The organism is Streptomyces sp. WM6378 (assembly GCF_001279695.1).
Lineage (GTDB): Bacteria > Actinomycetota > Actinomycetes > Streptomycetales > Streptomycetaceae > Streptomyces.
In genome coordinates, this window is the sequence record NZ_LGDD01000027.1 from 1 (window position 1) to 16,981 (window position 16,981).

At 67.5% G+C, this 16,981-nt stretch carries 17 protein-coding genes and 3 tRNA genes; 10 read left to right on the plus strand and 10 right to left on the minus strand.

Features of this window, described 5'->3' with window-relative positions:
- Positions 1-794: 794 nt before the first annotated feature.
- The 7 genes from ADK54_RS05095 to ADK54_RS05125 all read right to left on the minus strand — a co-directional run bounded on the left by ADK54_RS05095 (position 795) and on the right by ADK54_RS05125 (position 4,635).
- Entirely contained in the window at positions 795-2,255 is a 1,461-nt protein-coding gene (locus ADK54_RS05095; protein WP_053724310.1) for a DHA2 family efflux MFS transporter permease subunit, read from the minus strand.
- Positions 2,256-2,480: 225 nt separating this feature from the next.
- Positions 2,481-3,065 (minus strand): TetR/AcrR family transcriptional regulator, encoded by a 585-nt coding sequence (locus ADK54_RS05100; RefSeq protein ID WP_053724311.1) that lies wholly within the window; start codon positions 3,063-3,065, stop codon positions 2,481-2,483.
- A gap of 91 nt (positions 3,066-3,156) precedes the next feature.
- The gene (locus ADK54_RS05105) at positions 3,157-3,591 is read right to left on the minus strand and encodes a MaoC family dehydratase (RefSeq protein ID WP_053724312.1); all 435 of its coding nucleotides are present in this window, start codon (positions 3,589-3,591) and stop codon (positions 3,157-3,159) included.
- Position 3,592: 1 nt separating this feature from the next.
- On the minus strand, positions 3,593-4,045 hold the full coding sequence (locus ADK54_RS05110; RefSeq protein ID WP_053724313.1) for a MaoC family dehydratase N-terminal domain-containing protein: 453 nt from the start codon (positions 4,043-4,045) through the stop codon (positions 3,593-3,595).
- Positions 4,046-4,192: 147 nt separating this feature from the next.
- Complete coding sequence (gene rpmG, locus ADK54_RS05115) at positions 4,193-4,357, minus strand: 50S ribosomal protein L33 (protein ID WP_003956487.1); 165 nt, start codon at positions 4,355-4,357, stop codon at positions 4,193-4,195.
- 88 nt (positions 4,358-4,445) lie between these two features.
- A tRNA-Met gene (locus ADK54_RS05120) sits at positions 4,446-4,518 on the minus strand.
- Positions 4,519-4,562: 44 nt separating this feature from the next.
- Positions 4,563-4,635, minus strand: a tRNA-Thr gene (locus ADK54_RS05125).
- Positions 4,636-4,866: 231 nt separating this feature from the next.
- On the opposite strand from ADK54_RS05125, the gene ADK54_RS05130 reads away from it, so the two are divergent.
- Together ADK54_RS05130 and ADK54_RS05135 are read left to right on the plus strand one after the other, a co-directional pair.
- Entirely contained in the window at positions 4,867-6,135 is a 1,269-nt protein-coding gene (locus ADK54_RS05130; RefSeq protein WP_053724314.1) for an amidohydrolase family protein, read from the plus strand.
- Between the two features lie 53 nt (positions 6,136-6,188).
- On the plus strand, positions 6,189-6,845 hold the full coding sequence (locus ADK54_RS05135) for an SDR family oxidoreductase (RefSeq protein WP_053724321.1): 657 nt from the start codon (positions 6,189-6,191) through the stop codon (positions 6,843-6,845).
- 742 nt (positions 6,846-7,587) lie between these two features.
- On the opposite strand, the gene ADK54_RS45665 is transcribed toward ADK54_RS05135, so the two are convergent.
- Together ADK54_RS45665 and ADK54_RS42905 are read right to left on the minus strand one after the other, a co-directional pair.
- Positions 7,588-7,656 (minus strand) — tRNA-OTHER (locus tag ADK54_RS45665).
- Positions 7,657-8,012: 356 nt separating this feature from the next.
- On the minus strand, positions 8,013-9,410 hold the full coding sequence (locus ADK54_RS42905; protein ID WP_159047628.1) for a pentapeptide repeat-containing protein: 1,398 nt from the start codon (positions 9,408-9,410) through the stop codon (positions 8,013-8,015).
- Between the two features lie 340 nt (positions 9,411-9,750).
- Between ADK54_RS42905 and ADK54_RS05145 the strand changes: the two genes are divergently transcribed.
- The 5 genes from ADK54_RS05145 (at position 9,751) to ADK54_RS45670 (ending at position 13,254) form a co-directional block, all read left to right on the plus strand.
- A complete protein-coding gene (locus tag ADK54_RS05145; RefSeq protein ID WP_053724316.1) occupies positions 9,751-10,413 on the plus strand; it encodes a GntR family transcriptional regulator in 663 nt (220 codons plus the stop codon).
- A gap of 21 nt (positions 10,414-10,434) precedes the next feature.
- Positions 10,435-11,337 (plus strand): phosphotransferase enzyme family protein, encoded by a 903-nt coding sequence (locus ADK54_RS05150; RefSeq protein WP_053724317.1) that lies wholly within the window; start codon positions 10,435-10,437, stop codon positions 11,335-11,337.
- 209 nt (positions 11,338-11,546) lie between these two features.
- Entirely contained in the window at positions 11,547-12,017 is a 471-nt protein-coding gene (locus tag ADK54_RS42910; RefSeq protein ID WP_078966136.1) for a hypothetical protein, read from the plus strand.
- 8 nt (positions 12,018-12,025) lie between these two features.
- Entirely contained in the window at positions 12,026-13,009 is a 984-nt protein-coding gene (locus tag ADK54_RS05155) for a hypothetical protein (protein ID WP_053724318.1), read from the plus strand.
- 77 nt (positions 13,010-13,086) lie between these two features.
- Entirely contained in the window at positions 13,087-13,254 is a 168-nt protein-coding gene (locus tag ADK54_RS45670) for a hypothetical protein (protein ID WP_159047629.1), read from the plus strand.
- Positions 13,255-13,317: 63 nt separating this feature from the next.
- On the opposite strand, the gene ADK54_RS05160 is transcribed toward ADK54_RS45670, so the two are convergent.
- Positions 13,318-13,899 (minus strand): hypothetical protein, encoded by a 582-nt coding sequence (locus tag ADK54_RS05160; RefSeq protein WP_234391926.1) that lies wholly within the window; start codon positions 13,897-13,899, stop codon positions 13,318-13,320.
- A gap of 81 nt (positions 13,900-13,980) precedes the next feature.
- On the opposite strand from ADK54_RS05160, the gene ADK54_RS05165 reads away from it, so the two are divergent.
- The 3 genes from ADK54_RS05165 to ADK54_RS05175 all read left to right on the plus strand — a co-directional run.
- Positions 13,981-14,187, plus strand: a complete 207-nt coding sequence (locus ADK54_RS05165) for a hypothetical protein (protein WP_053724319.1) — start codon at positions 13,981-13,983, stop codon at positions 14,185-14,187.
- Positions 14,188-14,482: 295 nt separating this feature from the next.
- Entirely contained in the window at positions 14,483-15,349 is an 867-nt protein-coding gene (locus tag ADK54_RS05170) for a bifunctional DNA primase/polymerase (RefSeq protein WP_053724320.1), read from the plus strand.
- Positions 15,346-16,981 (plus strand): ATP-binding protein (locus ADK54_RS05175; RefSeq protein WP_199826868.1); only part of this gene is annotated, 1,636 nt, incomplete at its 3' end. The genes ADK54_RS05170 and ADK54_RS05175, both read left to right, overlap by 4 nt.

The window sequence follows — 16,981 nt, forward strand, 5'->3', positions numbered from 1 at the left end:
GGTACCTCCTCATACGTCGCGCAGTTCCGCCCGCCGAAAATCCCCCCAGCACCAGCGCTCCTCCTTGCGGGGGCACCCCACCACGTCCCCACCCGGCCGAACCCGCGCCCGCCCGTAGCGCCTCGATGACCGTTCAGACAACACCCCACGTGTACGGGTAGGAGGGACTGCACACCCCGCCAAGAACCTCCCCGCCGCAGGTGGCCACACCGCCCCGCAGCCCCCAGCTCCTCGCCTTGGGCAGCGCACAGGGGGCATACGGAGCGGACAGAACCCCCAGCCAGCCAAAGCCGGGCGCACCACCGCCGAGAGCAGGCCACCACCGAACGGCAGCCACTGCTGTCCAGCCCCTCAGCTTTCACAGCGTGCAGAACGAGCAGAGCGGACGGGAACCCCGGCCCGCCGCAAGCGAGCACACCGCCCACCAACGGACAGCCATCAACAGCACACAACCACCCACCGGCACCCCACCTTCAGCAGCACGCAGAACGAGCAGAGCCGGGCGGGAAACCCCAGCCGCCACAGGCGGACACACCGCCGCCGGCGGACACGCCGCCCACCCACGGCCAGCCACCAACAGCGCACAACCACCCACCGGCACCCCACCTTCAGCAGCGCGCAGAACGGGTGGAGCGGGTGGGAAAACCCCCCCCGCCGCAGGCGGGTGCACCCACCACCCACCGGCGGACGCCGAACGACCCCGGCCCCCCGGTCCCGCACCTCCCAGGAGTGCGCAAACGGGCGGGCGGGTGGGAAAAACACCCCCACCCGCCCAGCACCGCACGGCGCAACCCTCAGGCCACCAGCTCCCGCACCCCCTCAGGGGCATCCGGCGCCACCTCGACGCCGGCCAGAGCCGCACGGTCAGGGAGCAGCAGCGCCGATGCCGCCGCCACCGCGACCACCCCCGCTCCCACCCAGAGCGCCGGGCCAAAGCCGTCGACGAAGGCCCGCGCCGACCCGTACCCGCCCTGCGCGGAGAACACCGAGGCCAGCACCGCGATGCCGAGCGCACCGCCCACCTCCCGCAGTGCGTTGTTCGCGCCGGAGGCGATGCCCTGCTCGGAGGGCCGCACGCTGGACATCACCAGATTCGCGGCCGGCGCGAAGTACAGCCCCATCCCGATGCCGCTGATGATCAGTGCCGGCAGCTGCGCCCCGTACGACACGTCCGGCGAGATGATCGCGGCGAACCAGCCGAGCCCGATGGCCTGGAGCGCGAGGCCGGTGGCCACGACCGGCCGCCCCCCGATCCGGTCGGAGAGGAATCCGGCTATTGGCGCGGCGATCATCGGCATGCCGGTCCAGGGCAGCATCCGAAGCCCCGCCTCGGTCGGCGAGTAGCCGATGACGTTCTGCAGGAACTGGCTGAGCAGGAAGATCGAGCCGAACATCCCGACGAACATCAGCAGGCTCGCCGCGTTGATCGCGGAGAACGCCCGGCTGCGGAACAGCCGCATCGGAAGCATCGGGTTCGCGCTGCGCATGCCGTGGACGACGAAGCCCGCGAGCAGCACTGTGCCCGCGATCAGCCCGGTGAGTACGGTCGTGCTGGTCCAGCCGTCCGGGTTGCCGCGGATCAGCGCGTACACGATCCCGAAGAGCCCGCCGCTGGCAAGCAGCGTGCCCACGATGTCGAGCCGGGCACCCGTGCCGTACGACTCGTTCAGGCGCAGCCGCGCCAGGGGAAGCGTGAGCAGGCCGAGCGGAACGTTCAGCCAGAAGATCCACTGCCAGGACACGTGCTCGGTCAGGCTTCCGCCGATCAGCGGCCCGGATGCCACCGCGAGGCCGTTCACCGCGCCCCAAATCCCGTACATCATCCCGCGCTTGGCGGCCGGCACGGCAGCGGTCAGCAGTGTGAGGGTCAGCGGCATCATGACCGCGGCGCCGACCCCCTGTATCGCGCGGGCCGCGATCAGCCCGTTGATCCCCGGCGCCAGCGCCGCCCCCGCCGAGGCGCCGGTGAAGATCGTCAGCCCGGTGATGAAGAGCTTGCGGCGGCCGAACCGGTCACCCAGCGCCGCCCCGAACATCAGCAGCACCGCGAAGGTGAGGGTGTACGCGCTCACCGTCCATTCGAGGTCGTCCAGCGCTCCCCCGAGGTCCTCGCGGATCGACGGGAGCGCGGTGGTGACGACGAGGTTGTCCAGCGCCGCCATGAACCCGGCAACACTGGTGATCACCAGCGCCCACCCAGCACCCCCACGCCGACTCGTTCCGTTCTGTGGCTTTTCCGGCTTCTTCTCCGACATCGTCCCCCCTTGGTGGGTTAGTTATCAATGACTAACTTCGCTGAGCATAGAAGATGGAAGGGTGGGGTCAGGGAGAACCCGGCCCTGATGATTCAGCTCGGATCCTGTTCGGTGATTCCGTTCGGGCTCAGTTCGGTGATTCTGCTCGGGTTCGGTTCGATGAATCGGTTCGGACCCAGTTCGGTGATCGGTTCGGGTTCGGTTCAGTGATTCGGGTCGGTTCGGTCACTCCGCGGCAGCGGCCCCGCCGCCGACCCGCTTCGGCTGGGCCGATTCGTAGAAGCCCTTCCAGACCCGGTCCTCAGGCGGAAACCCCAGCGCCACAAGGGTGTTGATGAGCATCCCATACGCCAGGAACGTCGTCGTCTCGCCCACGTCCGCGCCCAGCGCCAGGTGGACCGTGTCGTACAGCTCCACCCACCCGGCCCGTACCGCCTTGCTGAACTCGTGGTCGCCGGCCGCCTCCGCGGCGGCCGCGGCCACATACGTCTGCATCTGCAGGAGCAGCTTGTCCCGGTCCTCGGCGATGAGCGTCTGGTACGCCCCGCTCATGGCGTGCAGCGCCGCCTCGCCTTCCAGCCCCTCGGCCGCGTCCCGGAAAGCCGCGACGGTCTCCTTGATGCACCGGTCGGACGCCGCCAGGAAGATGGCCTGCTTGTTCGGGAACAGGCGGAAGAGATACGGCTGCGAGACGCCCACCCGCTTGGCGATCGTCTCGGTGGACGTGCCGTGGTACCCGCCTCGGGCGAACTCCACCATCGCCGCCCGGACGACGCTCTCACGCCTCTCTTCTGCGCTCATCCTGACCATGGAATTAAGTTAGTGGTCGATTACTAACAAAGTCAAGGGCTCGGCCGTGCGGGGGACTCCGAGGGAGCCCCCCGGAGTCCCGCCGGCCGCCTCACGCCAGGCGCACGACCGCCCGGGACATCCCGAGCACCTTCTGGCCCGCGCTCATCGCGGTGAGGTCCACGCGAACCGTGCGCGCCTCGTCGTCCAGCTTCGCCGCCACCTTGGCGCTGACCTCGATCAGCGCGCCGGTCTCGTCGTTCGGCACGACGACCGGCTTGGTGAAGCGGACGCCGTACTCGGCCACCGCGCCCGGGTCGCCGACCCAGTCCGTGACCACGCGCACCGCCTCCGCCATCGTGAACATGCCGTGCGCGATGACGTCGGGCAGCCCGACCTCCTTCGCGAACTTCTCGTTCCAGTGGATCGGGTTGAAGTCCCCGGAGGCGCCCGCGTACTGGACGAGCGTGGCGCGGCTCACAGGGAAGGACGCGGACGGCAGCTCGGTGCCGGGCTCCACGTCCTCGTAACGGATCTTCGCGGTCATGTCAGGCCCCCTCGGCCGCTCGGGACACCAGCTTGGTCCACGCGGTCACGACGTGTTCGCCGGCCTCGTCGTGAACCTCGCCCCGGATGTCCAGGATGTCGTTGCCCGCGAGGGACTTGATCGCCTCGATGGTGGACGTGACGGTCAGCCGGTCGCCCGCGCGGACCGGGCGGGTGTAGGCGAACTTCTGGTCGCCGTGCACCACGCGGCTGTAGTCCAGGCCCAGCTGCGGGTCCTGGATGACCTGGCCCGCCGCCTTGAACGTGATGGCGAACACAAAGGTCGGCGGCGCGATCACATCGGTGTGCCCAAGCGACTTGGCCGCCTCCGGGTCGGTGTAGGCGGGGTTCTCGTCCCCGACCGCCACAGCGAATTCGCGGATCTTCTCGCGGCCGACCTCGTACGGGGCGGTGGGCGGATAGGTCCGCCCCACGAAAGACTGGTCGAGCGCCATCTGCTGGCTACCTCCTGCGAATGAGGGTTCGGATCCGGTGGGTACGGAGAATCTAGTCACACGCCCGGTACGGGCGGGAACGCCGAGAGGCCGCTCCCCGGTGTGGGGAACGGCCTCTCGAACGAGCCTGAATGCCAGACGCCGTGATTAACGGGTCTCGCGGTGCGCAGTGTGCGAGTTGCAGCGCGGGCAGTGCTTCTTCATCTCAAGACGGTCCGGGTTGTTACGCCGGTTCTTCTTGGTGATGTAGTTCCGCTCCTTGCACTCCACGCAGGCCAGCGTGATCTTCGGGCGGACGTCGGTGGCAGCCACGTGAGTGCTCCTTGACGGACGGATTGACGGATGAACGCATAAAAGAGTAGCCGATCGAAGGACCGACCCCACAATCGGCTACTGTGTGTAGCGGTGACCGGACTTGAACCGGTGACACAGCGATTATGAGCCGCTTGCTCTACCGACTGAGCTACACCGCTTTGACACGGAGTCCCTCACCCGAAGGTGAGGGCTTCCGCACCAGAGCCCCAATACGGAATCGAACCGTAGACCTTCTCCTTACCATGGAGACGCTCTACCGACTGAGCTATTGGGGCGAGCGATGAAGACATTACACGCTCCCTCGCCGATCGCCCAAATCCGTTTCGCGCCGCCCAGCGAGGGGCCTCCCGGGGCCCCGCCCCACCGGTCTCGTAGGCCACTCAGGGCCACACCGGTACGACTATTTCGCTCCTCCTCGATGCGCGGGTTGGGCGCCCCTAGGCTCTCCTCACGCTGCGTGATCCTGCCCGCCCCAGCCCGATCACCCGAGCCCGATCAGGAGCGCGATGTCCGACAGCCACCAGCAGCCGGCCCACTCCCCCGGCACCGGCGAAGGCCCCGACCCCGCCTCCGCCGCCTCCCTGCTGCTGTGCGGCGCCCGGCTCGCCGACGGGCGCACCGTGGACGTGCGGCTCGGCGGCGGCCGCATCGAAGCGGTGGGCACCGCGGGCAGCCTCACCGCGCACGGCTCCCGCGTCGACCTGAACGGCTTCCTGCTGCTGCCCGCCCCCGCCGAGCCGCACGCCCACAGCGACACCGCGCTGACCGCCTTCAGCGCGGAGGGGCCGGTCTCGTACGCCGTCGAGGAGGTCCAGCGCCGGGCCACCGAGGCCGCCCTGCTCCAGCTCGGGCACGGCGCCACAGCGCTGCGTTCGCACGTACGCATCGACGAGGTCAGCGGGCTCGACCCGCTGGAGGCGGTGCTCCAGACGCGCCGCTCCCTGCGCGGTCTCACCGAGCTCGCGGTGGTCGCCGTGCCGCGGCTGCTCACCGGCGTGGCCGGCGCGGACGGGCTCGCCATGCTGCGCGACGCGGTCAAGATGGGCGCCTCGGTGGTGGGCGGCTGCCCCGACCTGGACGCCGACCCGGCCGGCTACGCGGAGGCCGTCCTGGAGCTCGCCGCCGAGCACGGCTGCGCGGTCGACCTGCACACCGACGGCACCGACCCGGCCCGCCTGGCCCGCCTCGCGGCCATGTCCGGCGGCCTGCGCCCCGGCGTCGCGATCGGCCCGTGCGGCGGCCTGTCCCGCCTCCCCCGCGACACCGCGGCCCGCGCCGCCGACCAACTCGCCTCCGCCGGAGTCGCGGTGACCTGCCTCCCGCAAGGCGGATGCGGCATGACGGATCGTCAAGGAGCGGCGCCCGTACGCCTGTTGAGGGCCGCCGGGGTCCGACTTGCGGCCGGCAGCGGCGCGTTGCGCGACGTCTCCAACCCGGTCGGCCGCGGCGACCCCCTGGAGGCCGCCTACCTCCTCGCCTCCCAGGCCGGCATGCGCCCCGAGGACGCGTACGCGGCGGTCAGCACGGTGGCCCGCGAGACGATGGGCCTTGCGGAGGTACGCGTCGAGGCGGGCTTCCCGGCCGAACTCCTTGCCGTACGCGGCGAACGCATCGCGGGCGTCCTCTCGCTCGCCTACAGCCGCATCGTCATCCACCGGGGCCGTGTGGTGGCCCGCACGAGCGCGGTGCGCGAGTACTGCGACTCGGCCGCGGCCGTCGCCCTCGGCCTCCCCCGCCAGGGCCGCCCGGACCCCGGACGTGGCGAGTCCGGGTGAAGAGGTCGCCGCTCCACCGGCGGGCCGCCGCATCTGCGGCTACCGTCGTCAGCATGCGCATTGTCATTGCTGGAGGTCATGGTCAGATCGCGCTGCGGCTCGAACGCCTGCTGGCGGCGCGCGGCGACGAGGTCGCGGGAATCATCCGCAAGCCGGAACAGGCGGACGACCTGCGCCAAGCCGGCGCGGAGCCGGTCGTCCTGGACCTGGAGTCGGCGTCGGTGGACGCCGTCGCCGAGGTGCTCCGGGGCGCGGACGCCGTGGTGTTCGCGGCGGGCGCGGGCCCGGGCAGTGACGCCGCCCGCAAGGAGACGGTGGACCGGGCAGCGGCCGTCCAGTTCGCCGACGCGGCCGAACGCGCGGGCGTACGCCGCTACGTCATCGTGTCGTCGATGGGCGCGGACGCGACCCACCAGGGCGACGACGTCTTCGACGCCTACCTGCGCGCGAAGGGCGCCGCCGACGACGCCGTACGCTCCCGCACGACCCTGGACTGGACGGTCCTGCGCCCCGGCGGCCTGACCAACGACGCGGGCAAGGGCCTGGTCTCCCTGGCCGCCTCGACGGGCCGCGGCACGATCCCCCGGGACGACGTGGCAGCGGTCCTGGCCGAACTCCTGGACACCCCGGCAACGGCGGGCCTGACCCTGGAACTGATCTCCGGCTCGGCGCCGGTGACGGTGGCGGTGAAGGGCGTGGCGGGGAACTGACGCCGGCCCTGCGGGCTCACCCGGACACCCGGCCGGTGGCGGTGACCTCCGTCGGCGCGCCCCGAAGTCACGCAGGGTGAGGGTGTTTTTGACGGTCGAGCCGTCAGGCGCGAAGAACTCCTGCTCCACGCGGACGACGCGCCCCTGGCCGTCGAGCCATACGTCGCTCGCGAGGGACCCGACGCCGCCGAGGTTCCCCGCGGCGACCGGATCGATCGCTTTCATGTCGGCGGGCGTAACGCGGGCGGACAGGTGCCGCGTAGGGCCGGTCCCCTCGTCGTCACCGGCGACGGCCCGGGCTCCATGGTCGATGAGAGGGCGCGCGTAGCCGCGCAAGTTCTTGGTGGTGATGCCGCCCTCGGCCGTGGAGGCGTCGAATGACTCCCAGGAGCCGCCTCCCGTCGCAGAGCGGCGGCAGACGCGGGTGGCCGTCAGGACCACGTCCTGCCCCGGATGCCCCTTGACCTCTTCGTCGAGCCGGCCCGTAAGCGGGCCGTTGAGGTTCACCCGGCCCTGCGCCAGGTAGACCTGCGCGCCGTTCTGGAGCGAGGTCGCCCACAACCACGCCGAACAGGGCCACGCACTCGCGCCGTCCACCAGCCTCACGACATCCCCGGATGCGCCCGCGCCGGGGCCCCGCACCAGGCCATCCCACATGCCGCTCCCACACGGAATGATCGCCACAACGAAAAGACCCCCAGCAACCCGCATTCCTGCAGGTCACCAGGGGTCTCACCCAGTGTGGCGGCGCCAGGATTCGAACCTGGGTAGGCAGAGCCGACGGATTTACAGTCCGTTCCTGCGCCCAGCCCTCCATAGCCGTTGACCTGCCCTTGAGCACCCATCCCCCACCATCTTGGTGGGTATGGCCCACAACTGGCCCGGATCTTGTCCTGCTCTCCGTGACTTCAGCGGTCAGAACCCACCCCATCCGCTGGTCTCAGCTCCTGATCGACGGAGCAGCTCCGGGAGAGCTACCGCTGCACGAAGGGCAATCGAGTGGCCGCAGGAACCAGCCGCGTAGGGGCGCGCTGAGGCCGCTCTACTCAGCTACCTCGACCCCAATATGCAGCGGCGTTGGAATCTTAAGGTGGTCATGACCACTCGCCGCAAAGAAGCTCCGTCGACCTGGATTTAATTTACCCGAGACCATGCGAACCGGGACCTTCACAGCGATACAGAAATCTTAACACCTCGCGGCCAGCCCTTTATCGCCGAGCGAACAATGTCATCACGTTCATCGTCACCAGGAACCGTCTGCGCCATTCCCACCCTATGGCTCATAGTAGCCTCATCCAAGCAACATTGAGGGCGCTCGACTACTCGTCGCAGAATCGGGAGCGCCTTCAGTTCGCCGTAGGCCTGCCGCCTATCAATAATTATCGGATCCCCTGAGATCCCCTGTGGCAGCTTCACATCACCGCCAATCATCACCTCTCCAAGCAGCGCCGCATCGACCCCTTTCGCGCTACCTAGATCCCCCGCGACCAGCAATAGGAAGTCTAGATCCGCCTCTTCGAAGTCGGAATCCGGATAACTTGACCCAGCTATCTGTGCAAGCGCCATCTTCGCGCGACTAAAAACCGAATCACCCATGGTCGTATTCATCATCACGGAGAAACGGAGGTCAGCCAACTCGAAGTTCGCATTATCAACCGATGAGCCAACCCACTGCGACCCCCATAAATCAGCCGCCGAGAAATCGATGTCGCTGAAATCGCAGTCTCCGAATCCTGCCCGCGTGAGGATTGCGGAGTCAAAGTTTACCCCCACCCCAGTCGCCTCATCCAGGAAGCACCCATCCATCAGCGCCTCCACGAAGCATGCTCCGTCAAGGCGCGTTGCGCGGAGATTTACACCATGAAGGTGAGATGCCGAAAGATCGGCACCACGTAAATCCGATCCTGTCAGGTCAAAGTCCACGAGGTAAGCACTAGATAGGTCAGCGCCACGCAAATCAACCTTGCGCAAGTTGATCCGATTCTTCTCTGGCCTGATCGGCCGACGGCCAAGTACAGTGAGCGCGGCCTGGATTACAGCACTTGGCTTATCACCAACCCCACCTTTCGAGACTTTGCCCGCTTCTGAATCCTCGCGAACTGGAGCATGCTCACGGACAAATGCAGCAAGAACCTCGACCACAGTGGCGTGATCTTTCTTTGAATCCTTCATGATTCGCTCAAGGGCATATATGCCGCCAATCCGCTTCGTGGCACCCTCTTCCGCGAGTAGTTTGATTGCCTCGATATAGCGGTCTGTAACTTGCCCTTCGCGGACCAATTCCGCCTGCTCACGATCCCTATCCCTCGTATGCTTCAAGGTGATATGGGTATAGAAAAGCCCCAGCCCCGCGATGAAAGCGGCACCGAGGGCGACAAGACCTGTCCGAACTCCCGTGATGACTACACCATCAGCTGGCTGTAAATCCTTCTCCCGCAAACGCGCACCATCCAACCACCATGGCAAACGCCAGAACAGCAAAGCAAAGACCAGAACTCCAAGGAAAGTGCCCAGACTGCACAAAAGGTGCCTCGTTCGCCTTGTCATGCCCAGCAGTGTGCCCATCCCGCAGTCTGTGAATGCAGCAAACTGGCCCATCCTGAGGTACATCTGAGCTTCAGTTGGAGCGTCACCGAGGCAGGCGGATCGCGAGTCGGCCAGGCGCGGCGCGCAATCGACGTCCTGAGCAGTCCTCGCCGGACCCCGCTGCCGCCGACCTTGTCCCCCAGGCCAACTCCGAACAATTGCTCGACTGAAATAGCCAGTGGCGCAGAATGGTGCTGCCCATCCAGCAGTGCTCCGCGTCGGGCCCTGTGCTCAGCAGCCTCACCCCGGATCAGGGTGTGTCAGCCCCGCCGCTTCCCCATACGCTGGTCACAGGTTCACACCCGGCAGAGGGGAAGTTGTGCCCGCGAGCCCGTACACGAGCTACAGCCAGCTGGCAGAGGCCCTGAAGGTCAGGATCGAGTCCGGAGACCTCAGGGCCGCTGCTCGTATGCCGTCGGAGAACGGCCTCGCGCAGGAACTCGGGGTGTCACGCGGCATGGTGCAGCGGGCATACGGGGCGCTGGAGCGCGAGGGGATCCTTACTCGTGGGCAAGGGCAGCTATGGCGGATCGTCGGAGCCACGGCCGACGCCCGCTCGGATGTCTCGTACGAGGATGTCGCCGCCCGCATCCGCCTGTGGCTGAAGGACCACCCGGAGCAGGACGTCCTACCGTCGGGGGCCAATCTCGCCCGCGAGTACGAGGTGTCCATCGACACCGTGGCTCAGGCCCGCCGACTGCTGCTCGACGGCGGGACGTTGGGCCGGGCCGGCCGCCGGTACGTACGGGCCGCTAGTGGGCACCTGTCCCGCGTCGACGAAGTCGCCCAGGAAATCCGCACCGCTCTCGCGGCGGAGCCCGACCATGTTGCCCCCGACGGGGAGCTGATCGGCGAGAAGGCGTGGATGCAGCGGTGCGCGGCCAGCAAGAAGACGGTGCAAGGCGCGCTCGCCAAACTGGAGACCGAGGGCATGGTGACCGCACCGAGGCCGGGTAAAGGCCGGCGGCTCGTCTCGCGCTGACAAACGATCGACAGGGGGACCATGACGACAGGCGAGCAGACCACGTTCGACATCGAGCAGGCAGAGAACGTGCTTCGGCGCGCCTGCGACCTCGCCGGAGTCGACCCGGACGGGATCTCGCTCTTGCGTTTCGGCGACCACGCGGTGTTCCGCCTGTGCGGAGGCACCACCGTTGCCCGGGTCGCCCGCGATTCCAGCCGCCTCGCCTCAGTGAAGCGTGAAGTCGCCGTAGCCGGCTGGCTTGCCGAACACGACTATCCAGCCGCCCGGCTCGTGACGAACGCCGCTCAGCCTGTGGTGGTCGATGGCCACGCGGTGACGTTCTGGGAGGGCCTGGCCGACGGCGACACCTACGCCAGCACGCGCGAGATGGGTGAACTGCTGTACCGCCTCCACCAGTTGCAGCCACCCGGTATCGCGCTGCCAGAGCTACGGCCCTTCGAGAAGGTGAGCGAGCGGCTGGCGAACGCCACGATCAGCGCCGACGTACGGGACTTCCTCAGTGAGCGCGCTCAGACCCTGGAAGCGGCTTACGACAAACTGGAGTTCGCACTCCCCTACGGGCACGTACACGGTGACTTCAACGTGGGGAACGTGCTGCGCGACGATGCGGGACGCCCCAAGGTGATCGACCTGGACGGCTTCGTCACCGGCCCACGCGAGTGGGACCTCATGCAGACGGCCATGTACTTCGACAGCTTCGGCTGGCACACAGCTGACGAATACACCGACTTCGCCGACAGCTACGGCTTCGACGTACGAAAGTGGGCCGGGTACACGGTCCTCCGTGGCGTTCGCGAACTACTCATGATCACCTGGCTCTCTCAGAACGCGGCGACCAATCCACGGGCGGCAGAGGAAGTAGAGAAGCGGGCCGATTCGCTCAGAACTGGGGCATCACGGCGCGACTGGGCCCCCTTCTGAGCCAAGGCCTCCCAGTGGGAGAGATTCAACCTGCGGCACCTTGTTGATATGGGCAACCATTGACGAGTCCGTTACATAACCTTGACGCGCACAATCAGCCGACGCCCCTTGGGGGGATCCGCTCGGTTTGACTCCGGATGCCCTTGGTACGTTGGGAGTTCAGAGTTGGCCGGTGCAGCAGTCATGGCTGATGGGCAGGTGGGGAAAGCGTGCTGTTCGAGGAAGAATGGGCTGAACTAAAGGACGCTGCCGCAAAGAAGGCGGGGTCGATGCAGCTCGCCAGTGCAACGGACACCCCAAAAGGTGGGGCGCCGGTTTCGGGTGATTTGGTTGTACATCAAGACGACTTGGGCAGAGTAGGCCATGAGGCCTTCCTGTTGCACGGCCGCCTCCTCAAGGCTGGTGATGTGACGCGTGGCGCCCAAGGAAGTGGCGCAACTGCGGATGCCGCCACTGCACTTGACCACGAAGGATTCACCATGGGATCCGCTTTGACGGTCACGGTCACAACGTGGGGTTCTCAGGTGAAAACCCTTCTGCAGGCATGCGCGGATATCTCCAACCATCTCGACTACTCGGCCGCATCCCACTCCAGTGACGATGCGTGGATCGGCGCGAGCTTGCAACACAGGAACGGCGCTCCTGCCCCTGTTTCCGAGATCTCCAAGTACTTCAGCTGAGGGGAACGATGGGCGGCATCACGTACGGCAGCATCATGCGTGCGAATCTAGGCAAGCTCGGCAAGGCCGTCGATGACTGGAAAGACATGGTGGCCCAGCTCGACAAGCTCGCAAGGGATGCCGGTGACGGCATGATGAGTTGTGCCGATCGCGCGAATTGGGCAGGCCTGAATGCCGATGTGACCAAGGACTTCATCCGCAAGACGGTCAAAGAGTTCCGTGATGCCCATACAGAAGCTACGAGTATCTGGACCGTCCTGGACGAAGCCCACACTGATCTCATCTGGGCCCAGCAGAATATCGAGGAAGCCGCAGAGAGCGCGCGTAAGTCTGGAATCACTGTCGTAGACAAGTCAGACGGCACGGTCGAGTGCATGTTCTCCATCTGCGCTGCCGGAGATGCCCAGCCGACGGATCAGGATCGCGAGAACAAGCAGGCACTGGAAGACCGCATCAACAACCTCATATCCCGTGCCACAGAGACCGATGCCGCAGTCGGTCGCGCACTGGCCAAGAGTCACGGCGGTGATCCGCACAACTTCGGCCACGCCACGTACACATCGGCCGATGAAGTCCGTAAGGAGCAGCATCTTCCTTCAGACGACGTGCACACCAAGCCGGACAAGTTCGGCAGTGGGACCATCAAGCCGGTGGCCGAGTTCTTCAGCTACCGCTCCTGGGCAAACGGCTTCGATGCCGGTCTTCATGGAGAATGGGGCAAAGCTTGGGACGGCTTCATGGGAGGTGCCGCATCTGCATCCGGTGGTCTTGTGAGCGGTGGACTGGAGAAGAATATCGGCGGTGGCGGACTTCACCGAAAGCCGTCGGCCGTCAATGTCCTCGGCAAGTTCGGGTCAAAGGTCTTTGGCATTCCGGTGGCACTCGTGGCCACCGGAATCGACTTCTACTACACGCCTCCTGGCGAGAACAAGCAGCCCGGTGACACCAAGGTGCTGGCCCCCGGCGCACTAGGCCCTGTGAGGTACAAGTGACACACGCACGACCGGACGGCGCCCCTCGACCACCGCGCAAACGGCGCCCCCGGCGCATCCCGCCGATGGGTCACCGCATGCTGCTTCTCGGCATCGGTGCTGCCGTCGTGGGCATCACTGGTGCCATCCGAGGAGTGGCCAACGGCGCATCAATCCTTGAAGTGCTCGCACTGCTGGCAGTCGGCGCCCTCGGAGTTCTGTTGGCGGTCGCATACGTCATCGCTTACTCCAACGAAAAGCGGTAGCGCCCAGTCCGGAGCGGCCGTGGTCCTGAAGGGGGTGAGGCTTCGCACCTCACCCCCTTCAGTTCAATTCCACAGCCGATAGCTCCGGGCTCGCTCCTCAAAGTCCCGGTACTCTATCGACGCCCGCATGCTGCTTGTGATCCGCCCCTGAAATTCCCACACGTACTGAACACACCGCGCCGACTTCAGGCTCTCTCCAAGCTGCAGGGCCGTGAGTGCGATGTCGAAACCGCGGCCTATCTCGCCCTGGGTCGTGTACGACTCCGCCTGCACCATCGTCGCGAAGAAGTCGCTACGGTTGTTGAGCCCATCGCCGATAGTCGAGCCCGCGCCGCGCTGCGTGGCTTCGACCGAGCGGCCCAAGTCACGGAAGCAGTGCCCGAACTCCGCCGCGAGCTCCACTTCGTCGAAGTAGGCGATGTACGGAGGATCGCTGTCCAGGGTGCGCATACTGAGCTGCCGTTGCGCCTCGGCCAGGCCCAGGTCGCAGCCGCGGGCATCCCCCAGCCTCGCCAGCGCGCGAGCCTCCATGGCCCGGAACTGCGCACCCAACGTCGGCGTGAGACTGGCCGCCGGCCCCGTGCTCGCGGCCCGGGCCAGCGTCGCCGCCTCGCGATAGTCGATCCCGAGGAAGAGCTCCCGCACCCCCGCCAGGTCATCCACTTCGCCGAACGGCCCCCGGCCGCACCGAAGATCCAGCTCTCCCCGGCGCAGGCCCGGCGCGCGATGGAAGAGATCCTTGACGAATTCGAGGCTGAGGGGCGCACCATCGTCCGGCCCGCCGACTTCATGGAGCACTGCGACCGCCACGGCCGCTCGCGCTCGTGGGTCTCCGGACAGGTCGCCGCCTTCGTCATCGCCGGCCGTCTCGCCGAGACCGCCGAGACCGGCGAGTACCGCATCGTGCGCGACGACGAAGACGAAGCGGCCTGACGCGTCAGACGCGTCAGGCACCCGTGGCGCCAGCCCACCCCGAACGCGCCGGTCATACGCCCGCGCGATCCCCGTCAGACGTGTCAGACACCCGCACCTGACGCGTCTGACGCCTACGCATCGCACCGTGATTTTGAGCGTTTTGAGCGCCCTCTACGCGTGCGCGCGCGTAAGTGCACGAGTCGCCGAACGGTGCGCGGGAGCCCGCAGGTGTAACAGATTTCGCGCGCAGACGTACTGGTAACTGGCTGGCACTGATCAAGACCGGCCTGAGACGACCTGGAAGGAAGCGAGCATGGCCATCACTGCCCACGAAGCCGCTCTCGATCACGCCCTGGGAGCCGCAGCGCGTGGTCTCGCGGTCATCCCGCTGTCCCGCACCAAACTGCCCGCCGTCCGTTCGCCGCACCGGACGGAACGCCGCCCTGCGTCGTGCCGTGGTGAATGCGGGCAGATAGGCCACGGCGTCCACGACGCCAGTACCGACGCCGATGCCGTGCGCGCCCTGTTCGCCACCGCTCCGTGGGCCACCGGCTACGGCATCGCCTGCGGTCGGCCCCCGCACTTCCTGATCGGCGTCGATCTGGACGTGAAGAACGACGGCGACGGCATCCAGAACCTCGAACGCCTCGCCATCGACCACGGCTTCACGATCCCCCTCACGGTCACGGTCACGACCCCGAGCGGTGGCCGGCACCTGTGGTTCTTTGGCCCCGCCGACACCGCGATTCCAAACTCCGCCAGCAAGATCGCGCCCGGAATCGACATCCGGGGCAGCGGCGGCTACCTGGTCGGTCCTGGCTCGCGCACCATCGCGGGCGAGTACGTCCACGCGCCCGGAACGCACCACCGCCCCATCGCGGAAACCCCGGCTGCGCTCCTCCGGCTGATTTCACCGCCGCCCACGCCTCGGCTGAGTCCTCTCTCGCTGCCGGTCTCCGGCCAGAAGGCCGTCGCCCTCGTGTCGTTCGTCCTCGAATCGCCCTCCGGGCAGCGCAACGACCGCCTGTACTGGGCTGCCTGCCGAGCCCACGAAACAGACCACGGCACGGAGTTGGCGCAAGCGCTCGTGGACGCTGCCGTGCACATCGGCCTGCCCGAGGGCGAGGCCCGCGCCACCGTCGCCTCCGCCGCCCACCGTGCCAGGCGAGTCGCCCGGTGACCCAGCACGCCAACGGAGCCACCACCGCCGACATCACCAACCTCGCGAGAAAGATCGTCGCGGGCAACGGCATCGACCCCGACAAGAAGGGCCCCTCGCAGGCCACTCAGCTCGCGGCTCTGGCCCGCGACCGCTACGAGCTCTTCATGTCCGACGACGGGCGCCCCTACGGCGTCACGATCGGCGGTCCCAACCTCGCGCTCCCCCTGCGCGGCAAGGCCGGCCTGCGCTCACAGCTCGCCCGCCAGTTCGCCGACACCAACAACGGCACCGTTCCGTCCCAGTCGGCCCTGGCCGACGCCATGACCGTTCTGGAAGGAGTCGCCGCCATGGCCGACCCCCGTACTCCACAGCTCCGGGTAGCCCGTCATGCCGAGCGCATCATCATCGACCTCGGCACCTCAGACGGCCGCTGTGTCGCCGTCGACCCGGACGGCTGGCAGCGCCTGCCCGCCTCCCCCGTGGTCTTCCGTCGCTCCGGCGCCATGAAGCCGCTCCCCGCACCGATCAACGACGGCGACGGCCTGGCCAAACTCCGCACGCTGCTCAACACCAGCGATGAAGGCTTCCAACTTCTGGCCGCCTGGCTCGTTGCCGCGTTCATCCCGGACCTGCCGCACCCGATCTTGGCGTTCCGCGGTGAACAGGGCACCGGCAAGTCCAAGGGCGCCGCCATGGTCATCGGCATCGTCGACCCGTCCGGCGCCCCCAAGCGCACCGCCCCGCGCGATCTCAAGTCCTGGGCGGTGCAGGCCTTCAACTCCTGGGCGATCTGCCTGGACAACGTCTCCACCGTCCCCGACTGGCTGTCCGACGCCCTGTGCCGCGCGGTGACCGGCGACGGCATCGTCGACCGCGCCCTGTACACCGACGACGACGTGGTGGTCCTGGAGTTCCGCCGGGTCCTGGCAATGACGACCATCGACGCGGGCGCCCTGGCCGGAGACCTTGCCGAGCGCCTCCTGACGATCGAGCTGCAGCTCATTCCTGACCACAAGCGGCGCGAGGAAGCCGAGTTGGACCAGGCGTACGCCGACGCCCACCCCGGCATCCTCGCCTCGCTCTTCGACCTGCTGGCCAAGGTGCTGAAGGTCCTGCCGGATGTCGAACTGCCGGAGCGGCCCCGCATGGCGGACTTCCCCCGCGTCCTGGCCGCCGTCGACCACGTCACCGGCTGGCACACGCTCGACTCGTACAAGGCCACCGCTGCCGATGCCGTGGCCGATGTCCTGGACGGCGAGCCCTTCGCCCAGGCCGTCGTCGACCTGGTCGACAAGGCCGGCACCAATGGCCTCACGCTCACCGCCTCCCAGCTGCTCGAAGGCGTGGCCACCCCGGACAAGCTCCCGAAGAAGTGGCCCAAGGACCCCACCCGTGCCGGCGGTCAGCTGAAGCGCCTCGCCCCCGCCCTGCGCACGATCGGCATCGAGGTCGACGACTCCCAGCGCGGCCCGAAGCCGAAAAAGCAGCGCCTCTACAAGCTCACGGCATCCCCGGAGAGAAGGTGCGAAACAGCGTCCCCAGCGTCCCCCACGGCCCCTGAAACCCCTGTGACCAGCGAAAACAGGGGGGACGCTAACGCCACCCCCGTAGCGTCCCCCCGCCCCGCCCGGGGGGACGCTGGGACCGCTG